This is a genomic window from Pseudomonas fluorescens (assembly GCF_902498065.1).
Taxonomy (GTDB): Bacteria; Pseudomonadota; Gammaproteobacteria; order Pseudomonadales; family Pseudomonadaceae; genus Aquipseudomonas; species Aquipseudomonas fluorescens_BJ.
The window spans coordinates 351,907-366,088 of the sequence record NZ_CABVIR010000005.1; the positions used below are offsets into that span (position 1 = coordinate 351,907).

At 60.4% G+C, this 14,182-nt stretch carries 9 protein-coding genes; 3 read left to right on the plus strand and 6 right to left on the minus strand.

All coding sequences use genetic code 11. From position 1 onward, the window contains the following. The first annotated feature begins 63 nt into the window (after positions 1 to 63). A complete protein-coding gene (gene dkgB, locus F8N43_RS20030; RefSeq protein WP_150654227.1) occupies positions 64 to 867 on the plus strand; it encodes a 2,5-didehydrogluconate reductase DkgB in 804 nt (267 codons plus the stop codon). Between the two features lie 3 nt (positions 868 to 870). Here dkgB and F8N43_RS20035 read toward each other — a convergent pair whose 3' ends face one another. The 6 genes from F8N43_RS20035 to F8N43_RS20060 all read right to left on the minus strand — a co-directional run bounded on the left by F8N43_RS20035 (position 871) and on the right by F8N43_RS20060 (position 10,619). Then, the gene (locus F8N43_RS20035) at positions 871 to 4,113 is read right to left on the minus strand and encodes a transporter substrate-binding domain-containing protein (protein WP_150637546.1); all 3,243 of its coding nucleotides are present in this window, start codon (positions 4,111 to 4,113) and stop codon (positions 871 to 873) included. After that, positions 4,114 to 4,740 (minus strand): response regulator transcription factor, encoded by a 627-nt coding sequence (locus F8N43_RS20040; protein WP_150634083.1) that lies wholly within the window; start codon positions 4,738 to 4,740, stop codon positions 4,114 to 4,116. A 110-nt stretch (positions 4,741 to 4,850) separates the two neighbouring features. Further along, positions 4,851 to 5,261, minus strand: a complete 411-nt coding sequence (locus F8N43_RS20045) for a response regulator (protein ID WP_191623754.1) — start codon at positions 5,259 to 5,261, stop codon at positions 4,851 to 4,853. Positions 5,262 to 5,428: 167 nt separating this feature from the next. Beyond that, entirely contained in the window at positions 5,429 to 8,131 is a 2,703-nt protein-coding gene (gene mgtA / locus F8N43_RS20050; protein ID WP_150654228.1) for a magnesium-translocating P-type ATPase, read from the minus strand. 522 nt (positions 8,132 to 8,653) lie between these two features. Then, positions 8,654 to 9,991 (minus strand): lysine N(6)-hydroxylase/L-ornithine N(5)-oxygenase family protein, encoded by a 1,338-nt coding sequence (locus F8N43_RS20055; protein WP_150634081.1) that lies wholly within the window; start codon positions 9,989 to 9,991, stop codon positions 8,654 to 8,656. A gap of 148 nt (positions 9,992 to 10,139) precedes the next feature. Beyond that, positions 10,140 to 10,619: a sigma-70 family RNA polymerase sigma factor gene (locus F8N43_RS20060; RefSeq protein WP_150634080.1), complete on the minus strand. Its 480-nt coding sequence runs from the start codon at positions 10,617 to 10,619 to the stop codon at positions 10,140 to 10,142. Between the two features lie 416 nt (positions 10,620 to 11,035). Between F8N43_RS20060 and F8N43_RS20065 the strand changes: the two genes are divergently transcribed. Together F8N43_RS20065 and F8N43_RS20070 are read left to right on the plus strand one after the other, a co-directional pair. Next, a complete protein-coding gene (locus tag F8N43_RS20065) occupies positions 11,036 to 12,208 on the plus strand; it encodes an efflux RND transporter periplasmic adaptor subunit (protein WP_150654229.1) in 1,173 nt (390 codons plus the stop codon). Then, on the plus strand, positions 12,209 to 14,182 hold the full coding sequence (locus F8N43_RS20070; protein ID WP_150654230.1) for a MacB family efflux pump subunit: 1,974 nt from the start codon (positions 12,209 to 12,211) through the stop codon (positions 14,180 to 14,182).

Genomic DNA, 14,182 nt, shown 5'->3' on the forward strand with positions numbered 1-14,182 from the left:
TTTTCTCAAGGATTCAGGCGCGGATACTCGTGCTCATTCCCACTGCAAACCCTGGAGTCATTGATGTCTATTCCCGCATTCGGTCTTGGTACGTTTCGCTTGCAAGGCCAGGTGGTCATTGATTCGGTGAGCACTGGCCTGGAACTGGGCTACCGCGCCATCGATACCGCGCAAATCTACGAGAACGAAGCCGAAGTCGGCGAGGCCATCGCGGCCAGCGGCATTGCCCGTGAAGAACTGTTCATCACCAGCAAGATCTGGGTCGCCAACTTCGCCCAGGACCGCTTGATCGACAGCCTCAAAGAGAGCCTGCAAAAACTGCAGACCGACTACCTCGACCTGACGCTGATTCACTGGCCATCGCCGGAAGACCAGGTGCCGGTCGAAGAATTCATGGGCGCGTTGCTCGAAGCCAAAACACTCGGATTAACTCGCCAGATCGGCGTCTCCAACTTCACCGTCGACCTGATGAAGCAAGCCATCGCCGCCGTTGGTGCCGAGCACATCGCCACCCACCAGATCGAACTGCACCCGTACCTGCAAAACCGCAAGGTCGTCGAGTTCGCGCAAAGCCAGGGCATCCAGATCACCTCCTACATGACCCTGGCCTACGGCGAAGTGCTGAAAGACCCGGTCATCCAGCAGATCGCCGCTCGCCTGCAGGCAACCCCCGCGCAAGTCACCCTGGCCTGGGCCATGCAGCTGAGTTACGCGGTGATCCCGTCGTCCACCAAACGCGCCAATCTGGAAAGCAACCTGAAGGCCTGCGCGCTGACCTTGAGCGACGCGGACATGGCGCTGATCGCCGGCCTTGAGCGCGGCCACCGCCTGACCAGCCCCAAAGGCATCGCACCGAACTGGGATTAAGCGTCAGGCCTGCGCCAGGTGTTGGTCCAGGCGCGTCATGGCCTGCAGCAACCGATCGACGGCTTCGTCGATCAGCCCTGTGCGGCCATCGCCGCAGGCACGCTCAAGGTTCTCGCAGCATTCGATCAGACTGACCGCCCGCACCATCAGCGCCCCGCCCTTGATGCGGTGCGCCAGCGTGCACAGGACATGCTGTTCGCCGCTCGCATGGGCCTTGAGCAACGCCTCCCGATCCGTGCGATTGGTCGCGGCCAAATCACTGAGCAGTTGATTGATCAGCTCGTCGTCCTCGCCGATATACCGCTCCAGACCGCTCAAGTCGATTTCGACGGTTGACGGTGTTGAGGGTGTAGCGAGGGTCACGGGGGCAGCGGCAAATCTCGATGCCAACCAGGTGGCCAGATCCGCCAGCCGGATCGGTTTGAACAGGCAGTCGTCCATCCCCGCTTCCAGGCAACGGGCCTTCTCCTCGGGCTGTGCATTGGCGGTGAACCCCAGAATCAGGATCGGTTGCAATCCCTGAGCCCGCTCTTCATCGCGGATGGCCCCGGCCAATTCATACCCGCTGAGCACCGGCATGTTGCAGTCGGTGATCAGCACATCAAATTCATGCTCGCGCCATCGCTCAAGACCTTGCTGTCCATCTTCAGCGTCCATCACGCAGTGGCCCAGATAGCTCAACTGCCGTGAGAGCAGCAAACGATTGGCCGGGTAATCATCGACCACCAGAATCTTCAGCGCCCGGGTCTGCGTCAGCTCCTCACGATCAGGCAACTCGCTGGGCGGCAACGGTTGCAACACGGGCAGATCCAGACAGACATCAATCCGCGTGCCCCTGCCTGACACACTGTCGAGCTGCAATTGCCCTCCCATCATTTCGCACAGCGTACGGCTGATCACCAGCCCCAGTCCTGAGCCGGTGCGACCCGATTGCAGGCTGTTTTCCACTTGCGCAAACGGGCTGAACAGTCGCTGCCGATCAATCACGCTGATACCGATGCCGGTGTCTTGAATGCACACGGCGACCCTCAAATGCCCGGACAATCCGGGCTCGACCCGCAGCGTCAGGCGTACTTCACCTTCACGGGTGAATTTGATCGCGTTGCTCAGCAGATTGGACAGCACCTGCTTGAAGCGTGTGGGGTCGATCAACACGTCGGCATCGCTGTGCTCGCCCAGTTCGACGCGCCACTCCAGGTTTTTCTGCCGGGCCAGGCCTTCAAATACCCGGCACACCGATTCGACCAGCGAGCGCAGATTGGCCCGTTCCGGCGCCAGGGACAAATGCCCGGATTCGATGCGGGCGATGTCCAGAATGTCGCCAATCAACGCCAGCAATTGTTGCCCGGCATTGGCCGCCACCTCGATGGCCGACCGGTCGGTAACGCCTTCATCCGCGCGCTTGAGCGCCAATTCAAGCATGCCGAGCAGCGCATTCATCGGCGTGCGGATCTCATGGCTCATGGTCGCCAGAAACGTGGTCTTGGCGCGGTTTGCCTCATCCGCGGCGTCTTTGGCGTCCTGCAATTGACCGAGCAATTGTTGACGCAGGCCGATTTGCCGGCGCTGCCAGGCGATCCAGGCCAGCGCCAGCAACAGCAAGGCGCCGGCGCCGGCAAAGGCCTGGAGAATGTCCTGCCGGTGACGCAGCCAGAAGCTCTGCTCGACCATCAGGTCGTTGCGCCAATAGCCGGTCATTTCATCGATTTCCTCGGGGGAAATACTCAGCAGCGCCTTGTCCAGGATCGAGTGCAGCTCTACGGCCTCGCGACTGGTCGCCAGCGTGCTGCGGGCCGGATCGCTGCCGACGGTGCTGGTCACTTGCAACCGATCCCGATACTGCCGGGAAATCATGATCCGGGCACCGATCAACGAGTTGATTGCGCCGTCCGTCTTGCCCTCGGCGACCATTTCCATCCCGTCCGCTGTCAACGGGGCATTGACCAGTTCGACCTGCGGGAAATGCTTGCGAATGAATTCGCCGGCACTGTTGCCCTGGGTGATGGCCAGTTTTTTTCCGGCCATTTGATCCAGTGTCATGGGGCCGTCGGATGCGATGCGGGTCACCAGCACATTCGGGCTGGTCAGAAACGGCCGGGTAAAACGCAGTTCTGTTTCACGCTCAATACTGGGGCTGATCCCGGCGACCACATCAACATGACCGGTCCTGATCCACTCGAACAGTTCAGCCACTGAACGGGTTGGCTGAATGTCGAATTTCAAACCTGTACGCAAACTGATTTTCGCCAGCACATCGATGCTGATACCCCGGTACTTGCCCTCGCTGTCGATAAAGGAAATCGGCATGAGGTTTGGGTTGATCGCCACTCGCACGCGCGGATGATCATCGAGCCAGCGTTGCTCGGCGACAGTGAATTGCAGGACTTGCGTGCCGGCGATGGAAGCCCCGCTGCCTCCCCATCGCCGCAGGATATTCATTCGTTCATTGGTCGGAATCGCCGCCAGCGCCCGGTTGACGATGCGTTGCAACTGGAGGTTGTCGAGGTTCATCGCAAACGCGAAACGCCCGGACTCCATACGGGAAAAATCCGCCAGCTGAACGTTGTTGAGGTAATTTTTACTGATCAGGTAATTGACGCTGATGGCGTCGCCCAGATAGGCGTCCGATTGGCGAAACGCGACGGCGCCGACGGCGCCCAGTGTCGAAGGAAACAGCTGTACAGTGGCCTTGGGGTAAATGGCTCGCACTTGCTGCGCGGGCAAATAGTGGTACAGCATCGCCAGCCGTTTACCGGCCAGATCCGGGTCCAGAGGCTGAGATGAATCGGTGCGCGTGACCAGTACCGGTTGATCATCGGCGTAGGCACTGGACATCCGCAGCTGTGGATCTTCGACCTCATAGCGATTGGCCGTTCCCAACAGATCAGCCTTGCCGTCCTTGATTGCCCGCACCGCATCGTCCCGCGATGCATAGCGCTGAACATCGATCTCCACGTGTAACAGCTGTTTGAGCAGCCCGGCATAGTCAGCCGTCAACCCTTCGTAGTCAGTGCCGGTGGTGGTGATGTCGAAGGGAGGGTAATCCGGTGCCGAGACGGCCAGCACCAGCCGGCCCTTTTGCCGCAGCACACGGGAATCGGCATCCGACAGCCTGACCTCGTAGCCGTCCACGCTGGAGCGTCCCAGCAGCGTCAGTGTTTGCGGTTGGGCGCAGACGCTGGAAATCCAAAGGCACCCCAGCAATACCCAGTGGGTCAGAAGGCGAAATCGTCGAAAAACACTCATTCAGATCAGATCGTTACGCTTGGCGAAATCCCTTAAGTGAACCTTGGAGTCCACATTGAGTTTTTCGATCAAGCGGGTTTTGTAGGTACTGACGGTCTTATGGCTCAGGTTGGTGATTTCGGCGATTTCCTTGTTGCTCATACCTTGGGACACGTAACACAAGATGGTCAGCTCGCGATCGGAGAGTTTGTCGATCATCTCCTTTTCGCTGCGTTGCAGCGTGTTCAGCGACACCGAGCTCGAGGCGAGTTTGGCGAAATAGGAGTAACCGGCCATCACCGCGTGCACGGCCTTGTGCAAATGTTGCAGGTCGTTGGTTTTGGACACGTACGCGGCCGCACCGGCACGCATGCAACGATCCTGATAAAACCTTGGCTCTTGTGAAGTGAAGACCAACACCCGGCAGCGCACACCACTGGTCTTGATCCGGTTCAGTACATCCAGCCCGTCGAGTCCCGGCAAGCCCAGGTCCAGCACCACCAGATCCGGTTGATGCTCACGGATCATCGACAACACCTCGTTGCCGTTGGCCACCTCGTAAATCTGTTGAAACCCTTCCTGTTTGAGCAGGATTTTGACGGCAGCGCGAACCACCGGATGATCGTCCGCTATCAGCACTGACTTCATGGCAACTCCCTGAGCAAATACATGACAATCGGACATTGAATGCCCATAGGCCGGCTCCCTGTTAGACGCAGCAGCTGCGCGAAGACTGTTGCATGGAAATCCGCGCCCGACTACCTGACAGAAATGACAGTGCCGACGAACGGTAGTTGAGGATCAACGATGGCCATCAGCCGCTGAATGCACGTCAGATCGGGCACCGCAGCATCGCTCACCTGGATCTTTTGAAGTCCGCCGGCCGGGGTTGGCGGCCACTCAGCCGGCTGCCCGTAGATCAAGGCGTGGTGCACCTGCGGCTGATCAAGGAGGAAATCGCGCAGGTTCAATGCGCCGTCCGCCAACGCGGCATTGATGACCAGCAGGTCGAAAGGCACGCCGCCGTATTCGACCAGGGTCAGCAGTTCCGCAAGGCTTTGCACGGGCGCCACGCGGTAATAATCGAGCCGGTTGAACAGGCGCTCGATTCTCATCCGCTGGAAATGCTGCTCGTCGGCAATCAGGATACGTAACGCTTTGTTCGACAACCGGGGCCCCCAAGAGGGTTTCAGATTTGAGGCTGCAAGGCTACGGAAGACCCGTCGAGCTTTCTGTAGGACTATTCCTAAATTCCGTGGCGCCACCTCGGTGGAGAGGAAAACGTCAGGGAGATGTCGTTGAGTGTCCGGGGGTTTTTGTCTCGGATCGTTACCGCTTATTGCCAGCCGAACCGGCGGATATAGAACCCCTTCACGGCCTGGGTCAGCGCCATGTACGCCAGCAGAATCACCGGCAGGAACACGAAATACAGCGACGGCAGCGCCTGCAATTTGAAGTAGTGCGCCAACGGCCCCATCGGCAGGAAGATGCCCACGGCCATGATGATCCCGGTCATCACCAGCAGCGGCATGGCTGCGCGGCTTTGCAGGAACGGAATTTTCGGCGTGCGGATCATGTGCACGATCAGCGTCTGCGTCAGCAACCCGACCACGAACCAGCCGGACTGGAACAGGGTCTGGTGGTCCGGCGTGTTGGCGTCGAACACGTACCACATCAAGGCAAACGTGCTGATGTCGAAGATCGAACTGATCGGGCCGAAAAACAGCATGAAACGCCCGACATCCGCCGGTTGCCAACGCTGCGGTTGCTTGAGCATTTCCTCATCGACGTTATCGAACGGGATGGCGATCTGTGAAATGTCGTAGAGCAGGTTTTGCACCAGCAAGTGCATCGGCAGCATCGGCAGGAACGGGATGAACGCGCTGGCCACCAGCACCGAGAACACGTTGCCGAAGTTCGAGCTCGCAGTCATTTTGATGTACTTGAGCATGTTGGCGAAGGTCCGCCGCCCTTCGAGCACGCCCTCCTCCAGCACCATCAGGCTTTTCTCCAGCAGGATGATGTCGGCCGCTTCCTTGGCGATGTCCACGGCACTGTCCACCGAAATACCGATGTCGGCAGTGCGCAGCGCCGGCGCGTCATTGATGCCGTCGCCCATGAAGCCGACCACATGGCCATTGCCCTTGAGCAAACGAACGATGCGCTCCTTGTGCGACGGCGTCAGTTTGGCGAAGACGTTGGCGGTCTCCACCGCCACGGCCAGTTCAGCGTCCGTCATGCGCTCGATGTCGTTGCCCATCAACAGGCCTTGCTGCTCCAGACCGACTTCGCGGCAGATCTTCACAGTCACCCGTTCGTTGTCGCCGGTCAGCACTTTTACCGCCACGCCGTGAGCGGCCAATGCTTTCAGGGCCGGTGCGGTGCTTTCCTTCGGCGGATCGAGAAACGCCACGTAACCGATCAGCGTCAGGGCCTGTTCATCCGCCAGGCTGTAGGTGTCGCGCCCTTCGATCATTGGTCGGGCGGCGACTGCTACCACGCGCAGTCCTTCGGCATTGAATGCAGCGGTCACTTGGCGAATCCGTGCCAACAGGTCATCACTCAGTGCTTCATCGACCACGCCGTGCCGCACACGGGTGCACACCGCCAGCACCTCTTCCACCGCGCCTTTGCAGATCAGCAAGTGCGAGTGATCGCGCTCGGCGACTACCACCGACATGCGCCGGCGGGTGAAGTCGAACGGGATCTCGTCGACTTTGTGAAACGCCGTGCCGACTTTCAGTTCACGGTGGACCTCGACGTGCTCGAGCACCGCCACGTCCAGAAGGTTTTTCAGGCCGGTCTGGTAGTAGCTGTTGAGGTAGGCCATTTCCAGCACGTCATCGGAATCGTTGCCCCAGACATCGACGTTGCGCGCCAGAAAAATTTTGTCCTGGGTCAGGGTGCCGGTCTTGTCCGTGCAGAGCACGTCCATGGCGCCGAAGTTCTGGATCGCGTCGAGCCGTTTGACGATGACTTTTTTGCGCGACAGGAACACCGCGCCTTTGGCCAGGGTCGAGGTGACGATCATCGGCAGCATTTCCGGGGTCAGGCCCACGGCAATCGACAGCGCAAACAGCAGCGCTTCGGTCCAGTCGCCTTTGGTGAAACCGTTGATGAACAGCACCAGCGGCGCCATGACAAACATGAAGCGGATCAGCAGCCAGCTGACTTTGTTGACCCCGGTCTGAAACGACGTTGGCGCGCGGTCCGTGGCACCGACCCGCTGGGCCAGCGCACCAAAATAGGTGCTATTGCCCGTGGTCAGAATCACCGCAATCGCGGTGCCGGACACCACGTTGGTGCCCATGAACAGGATGTTGTCGAGGTCCAGCGGGTTGCTCGTGTCGCTGTCCTGCTGGCGGGGGAATTTTTCCACCGGCATCGATTCCCCTGTCATGGCCGCCTGGCTGACAAACAAATCCTTGGCACTGAGCACCCGGCAATCGGCGGGAATCATGTCGCCCGCCGAGAGCACGATCAGATCGCCCGGCACCAGCAATTTGATCGGCACTTCGCTGCGCAGGGCATCGCGACGCATGACCGTGGCGGTGTTGCTGACCATCGCCTTGAGCGCGTCGGCGGCCTGGTTGGACTTGGTTTCCTGCCAGAAGCGCAACAAGGTCGAGAGCATCACCATCGAGAAAATCACGATGGCGGCTTTCATGTCTTCGGTCAGCCACGAGATGACCGTGAGCAATGTCAGCAGCAGGTTGAACGGGTTTTTGTAGCAGTGCCACAGGTGAGTCCACCACGGCAGCGGTTGCTCGTGCTCGACTTCGTTGAGGCCGAATTGCACGCGCAGTGCGTCGGCTTCGAGTTCGCTCAGGCCGTCGGTGTGACTGCCGAGGTTGTTCAGCAGTCGGCCGGTGTCGCTGTTGGCGGCGCTCACCAGGGTTTGCGCCAGGGTCGGCGGCACCTCACGGCTGACCGTGGTGTCGGTGAAGGTTTCCAGCAGCGCCAGGCGACGAAAGTGTCGGACGATGTGGCGGGTGCGCAGGAATCCGGCGAAGAATTCTTTGAGCAGGGTCAGGTTCATGGCAGTTCCCCCAGGGTCAGCCGGGAAACCTTCCAGCAGGCGTGTCGGTGCGCCGCGATGACGACAACCAGTCGAACATCACGCACGGTTCAGCGTCGATGAGAGGACGTCGGGACACGGACCAGGACTGGCCGCGATCGGGATGCCGCTGCTCGCTTTTACGGCGAGACAACGGCACAAAAAAACTGCGCGTTATCTTGCCGAGGATGTGCCGGTTACTGGAACCGGCCGACTACTGTCACTCGAACAAGTACCCACTGTGGGTCTCCGCTATTGATGAAAACGCGCGAAGCTTACGCCCCGATTTCTGGAGAGTAAACGAAGGAACGGTGTGTTGCGGGGGAATTGCGGGGTTCTTCAGGGAGGGTTCAGGATTGTGGATTTGTGGCGCTTTTCAGGACCCCATCGCGAGCAGGCTCGCTCCCACAGGGGATCTTCTGTGAACACAGAATTTGTGTACGACAGAGATCACATGTGGGAGCGAGCCTGCTCGCGATGACGGTTTAACAAACGCCGAAGATCTCAGCTGGCAGTCGCTAGCAGCAAATCCATCACCGACCGACCCTGCCCCCGACTCTTGCCATGCTCATACAAGGACCCGGCAATCTCATCCGCGCGAATCGGCAGGATCGACAACAAGGTGTCGCTCAAACCATGGCTCGCCTGGCAGAAGCCCTGCATGTAGATGCCGGCCTTGCAGCGCTCGTCGGTGATCAGCTTGTAATTGCGGTCCACCTCGAAATCGCCGAGATACTGCTCCAGCGGCGCCAGCAGTTTGCGGTGCATCTGACGCTCATACCCGGTGGCCAGCACCACCGCGTCGTAATGCCGAACCGTGACTTCGCCGGTGGCGTTGTTACACATTGTCAGTTCGATGCCGCGCTCGGTGGCGGTGGCTTTTGAGAGGGTGGTCAGGGTGCGGAAGGCATGACGGGCGATGCCCGAGACTTTCTGGCGATAGAAGATGCCGTAGATGCGTTCGATCAGGTCAATGTCCACCACCGAATAGTTGGTGTTGTGGTACTCGTTGACCAGGCGCTCGCGCTCGCTGCTCGCCTGCTGGAACACCAGATCGGTGAACTCCGGCGAGAACACTTCGTTGACGAACGGGCTGTCATCCGCCGGCTTCAGCGCCGAGCCGCGCAGAATCATGTCGACCTGCACCGACGGGAAGCTGTCGTTCAAATCGATGAAGGCTTCCGCCGCGCTCTGCCCTCCGCCGATGATCGCGATACTCATCGGTTGATTGTTCACGCACGGCTGCTTGGCCATTTGTGCCAGGTACTGCGAGTGATGGAACACTCGCCCGTCATCCTTCAACGCTTTGAACGCTTCGGGAATGCGCGGTGTTCCACCCGCACTGACGACCACCGAACGAGCGGTGCGTACGTGTTGCTGGCCCCGTGTATCGCGGGAGATCACGCGCAACGCTTCGACCTGCTGGTTGTGCACCACCGGCTCGATGGTCAGCACTTCTTCGCCGTAGCGGCTCTGTTCGGCAAATTGCCCGGCGACCCAGCACAGGTAGTCGTTGTATTCCATGCGGCATGGATAGAACGTGCCGAGGTTGATGAAATCCACCAGACGACCGTGGTGCTTGAGGTAGTTGACGAAGGAATACGGACTGGTCGGATTGCGCAGGGTCACCAGGTCCTTGAGGAAGGAAATCTGCAATTCGCTTTGGGTCACCAGGGTGTTGCCGTGCCAGCGGTAATCCGCCTGTTTGTCGAGAAACAGTACATCCAGTTCGCCCTGACTCGGCCCGCGCTCTTGCAGCGCGATGGCCAGCGCCAGGTTCGAAGGGCCGAAACCGACGCCGATCAGGTCGTGAACGATGGGCGATGCAATTGCCTGTGTCATTTCCAGTGTCCTCTGGATGAACCCCTCAACAGTGGGGAGTAAGCCTAAGTGACCTGACCAGCCTTGAGCAGGACAGCAAGTCGTCTGTTGATAGGGAACGAGGACAATGAAAAAAAATTTAATGTTGTTTTTTACCCGCCGGAGAAGATCAGTGGGCATCCCACTGGCGCATCCGCACGCGGCAATGCTTCATCGCATTGACGATGTGCTTCTCCACCAGCGCCCGTGAAATCCCCAGGCGTTCGGCGATTTCCGGGTGCGACAGGCCATCGATCTTGCGCAACAGGAAACTCTCGCGGCACAGCCGTGGCAATTCCGCCAAGGCACGCTGGACCATCTCCAGGCGCTGGCCGTGGTCGAGGCTGCTGTGGGGCGAAGGGGTGAAGTAGCGTTCTTCGTTGTCGAGCACTTCCAGCGACTCGACCTGACGCAAGGCATTGCGTCGATGGTCGTCGATCACCAGATTGAGCGCGGTGCGATAAAGGAATGCCCGGGGCTGTTCGATCGGCGTGTCGCTGGAACGCTCCAGAACCCGCACATACGCGTCATGCACCACATCCTCGGCCACCTGACGGTTGCCCAGCTTGGCGTTGAGGAAACACACCAGCTCGCGATAGTAGTTTTCCAACCATGACTCCCGGCCGCACGGGTGCGGTTTCTATCCTTGAGCCACGTCGACGACCGCCGAAAATGGGCAGTGGCACGATAGTGGCAGTTCGAGATGCGTAATTTATAGTAATTCTCATATAGATTTAAAGTATTGCTTCAACTTGCCCGGCAAATAGTCTTGAACTTGTGGGAGCGAGCCTGCTCGCGATAGCGTTTAGCCAAACAACATCTTGGTTGAAATTAAATAGCTATCGCGAGCAGGCTCGCTCCCACAGTGTGATTGTGTCGGCTTGTGTCCACGCCTAAATTCCCCGCCGCCTTCCTCGTATAAAGGACAGCTCCCCGTCTCTGTCGGCCTCCCGACAGCGTTCAACTGTTGCCGGATTTCGTGCACAGGCTGAACGACGGGCCTATTTCCATTGGCCGGAACCCTGCATGAAACGTCCCCGACAGACCCGACGCGCCCTGCTTGTAGCCCTTTGTCTGATCCCCGTTATCGCCGTGGCTGCCTGGCAGGTCATCCCGCCTGGCCGAGACAAATTTGCCACCGTGCAAGTCAGTCGTGGCGACATCGAAAGCAGCGTCACCGCCCTCGGCACCCTGCAACCTCGACGCTACGTCGACGTCGGTGCACAGGCGTCCGGGCAGATCCAGAAAATCCACGTGGAAGTCGGTGATGTGATCAAGGAAGGCCAGCTGCTGGTGGAAATCGACCCGTCCACGCAGCAGGCCAAACTCGACGCCGGACGCTTCTCCATCGAAAACCTCAAGGCGCAACTCGAAGAACAACGGGCACAGCACGCACTGGCCCGGCAAAAATTCCAGCGCCAGCAGAACCTCAAGGCCGGCGGCGCCACCCGCGAAGAAGACGTGCAAACTGCCCAGGCTGAGCTGCGCGCCACCCAGGCGCGCATCGACATGTTCCAGGCGCAGATCCGCCAGGCCCAGGCCAGCTTGCGCAGTGATCAGGCCGAGCTCGGCTACACACGAATCTACGCGCCGATGTCCGGCACCGTGGTTGCACTCGATGCCCGGGTCGGCCAGACCCTGAACGCGCAACAGCAAACACCGTTGATACTGCGCATCGCCAAGTTGTCGCCGATGACCGTCTGGGCCGAGGTGTCGGAAGCCGACATCGGCCACGTCAAACCCGGCATGTCGGCCTGGTTCACCACCCTCAGCGGCGGCAAGCGTCGCTGGAGCAGCACCGTGCGGCAGATTCTGCCGGTGCCGCCCAAGCCTCTGGACCAGACCAGCCAGAGCGGCGGCAGCCCGGCCAGTTCGAGCAAAAGCGGCAGCGCCCGCGTGGTGCTGTACACCGTATTGCTCGACGTCGACAACGCCGACAACGCGCTGATGGCGGAAATGACCACGCAGGTATTCTTCGTGTCCGACCAGGCGAAAAACGTCCTCACCGCGCCCATCGCCGCGTTGCAAAGCGGCACCCAACCGAACATTCAGAGCGCCCAGGTCGTCGCCAAAAACGGCCGTATCGAGCAACGCGACGTGCGCACCGGCATCAGCGATCGCCTGCGCGTGCAGATCCTCGACGGTTTGCAGGAAGGCGATCACCTGTTGATCGGCCCGGCCGACGGGAGTGGCGGCTAAATGCTGACGCCCCTGATCGACCTGCAGGACATCCGTAAATCCTACGGCGGCGGCGATTCACCGCAGGTTCACGTGTTGCGCGGCATCGACCTGTCGATCCATGCCGGTGAATTCGTGGCGATTGTCGGTGCGTCAGGTTCCGGCAAGTCGACGCTGATGAACATCCTCGGCTGCCTTGATCGCCCGACCTCGGGCGAATACCGCTTCGCCGGGGAAAACGTCGCCGGGCTCGACAGCGATGAGCTGGCCTGGCTGCGCCGCGAAGCCTTTGGTTTTGTGTTCCAGGGCTATCACCTGATTCCGTCCGGCTCGGCCCAGGAAAACGTCGAAATGCCGGCGATCTACGCAGGCACCCCGGCCGCCGAGCGCCACGCCCGCGCCGCCGCACTGCTTGACCGCCTCGGCCTCGCCTCGCGCACCGGCAACCGTCCGCACCAACTCTCCGGCGGCCAGCAACAACGGGTGTCCATCGCTCGCGCCTTGATGAACGGCGGCCACATCATCCTCGCCGACGAACCCACCGGCGCCCTCGACAGCCACAGTGGCGCCGAGGTCATGACGCTGCTGGATGAACTGGCGAGCCAGGGCCATGTGGTGATTCTTATCACCCACGACCGCGAAGTCGCGGCCAGGGCCAAACGCATCATCGAAATCCGCGACGGGCTGATCATCAGCGACAGCGCCCACGACGACCCCGACGTACAAACCTCGGCCAACCCCGGCGCCCTGCAAGCGGTCGATCTGCGCAAGCGCCTGAGTGAAGGCGCTGAAGCCACCGGCGCCTGGAAAGGCGAACTGGTGGACGCCGTACACGCCGCGTGGCGGGTGATGTGGATCAACAGGTTTCGCACCGCCCTGACGCTGCTCGGGATCATTATCGGCGTTGCGTCGGTGGTGGTGATGCTGGCCGTTGGTGAGGGCAGCAAGCGTCAGGTGATGGCGCAAATGGGCGCGTTCGGCTCGAACATCATTTACCTCAGCGGCTCGGCACCGAACCCGCGAACGCCGCAGGGCATCATCACCCTTGATGACGTCGCGGCGGTGGGCAGCCTGCCGCAGGTGACGCGCATCATGCCGGTCAACGGCCAGGAAGCCGGGGTGCGTTTCGGAAACCTCGATCACTTGAGCTACGTTGGCGGCAATGACACAAACTTCCCGGCAATCTTCAATTGGCCAGTGGTGGAAGGCAGCTATTTCACCCAGGAAGATGAACGCAACGCCGCGGCCGTCGCGGTGATCGGCCACAAGGTGCGGACCAAATTGCTCAAGGATGTCGCCAACCCGATCGGTCAGTACATCCTGATCGAAAACGTGCCGTTCCAGGTGGTCGGCGTGCTCGCGGAAAAAGGCGCCAGCTCCGGCGACACCGACAGCGACGACCGCATCGCCATCCCGTATTCCGCCGCGAGTGTGCGGCTGTTCGGCACCCACAACCCCGAATACGTGGCCATCGCGGCGGCTGATGCGCGCAAGGTCAAAGAGACGGAAACCGCCATCGAGCAGTTGATGTTGCGTCTGCACGACGGCAAAAAGGATTTCGAGCTGACCAACAACGCGGCGATGATTCAGGCCGAAGCGCGCACGCAAAACACCCTGTCGCTGATGCTCGGTTCGATCGCCGCGATTTCGCTGTTGGTGGGCGGGATTGGTGTGATGAACATCATGCTCATGACCGTGCGCGAACGCACCCGCGAGATCGGCATCCGCATGGCCACCGGCGCCCGGCAACGCGACATCCTGCGGCAGTTCCTCACCGAAGCGGTGATGCTCTCGGTGGTTGGCGGTCTGGCGGGCATTGCTTTGGCGCTGATCGTCGGCGGCGTGCTGATCCTCAGCGAAGTCGCGGTCGCGTTCTCTTTGATAGCGGTACTCGGTGCCTTCGGCTGCGCCCTGGTCACCGGTGTTGTCTTCGGCTTCATGCCGGCTCGCAAAGCTGCCCGGCTCGACCCGGTCACGGCCCTTACCAGTGAATGA

Excerpts from the sequence above, each read along its gene's own strand:
- dkgB (WP_150654227.1), top strand. The coding sequence starts at position 64 with ATGTCTATTCCCGCATTCGGTCTTGGTACGTTTCGCTTGCAAGGCCAG.
- F8N43_RS20035 (WP_150637546.1), bottom strand. The coding sequence starts at position 4,113 with ATGAGTGTTTTTCGACGATTTCGCCTTCTGACCCACTGGGTATTGCTG.
- F8N43_RS20040 (WP_150634083.1), bottom strand. The coding sequence starts at position 4,740 with ATGAAGTCAGTGCTGATAGCGGACGATCATCCGGTGGTTCGCGCTGCC.
- mgtA (WP_150654228.1), bottom strand. The coding sequence starts at position 8,131 with ATGAACCTGACCCTGCTCAAAGAATTCTTCGCCGGATTCCTGCGCACC.
- F8N43_RS20055 (WP_150634081.1), bottom strand. The coding sequence starts at position 9,991 with ATGACACAGGCAATTGCATCGCCCATCGTTCACGACCTGATCGGCGTC.
- F8N43_RS20065 (WP_150654229.1), top strand. The coding sequence starts at position 11,036 with ATGAAACGTCCCCGACAGACCCGACGCGCCCTGCTTGTAGCCCTTTGT.
- F8N43_RS20070 (WP_150654230.1), top strand. The coding sequence starts at position 12,209 with ATGCTGACGCCCCTGATCGACCTGCAGGACATCCGTAAATCCTACGGC.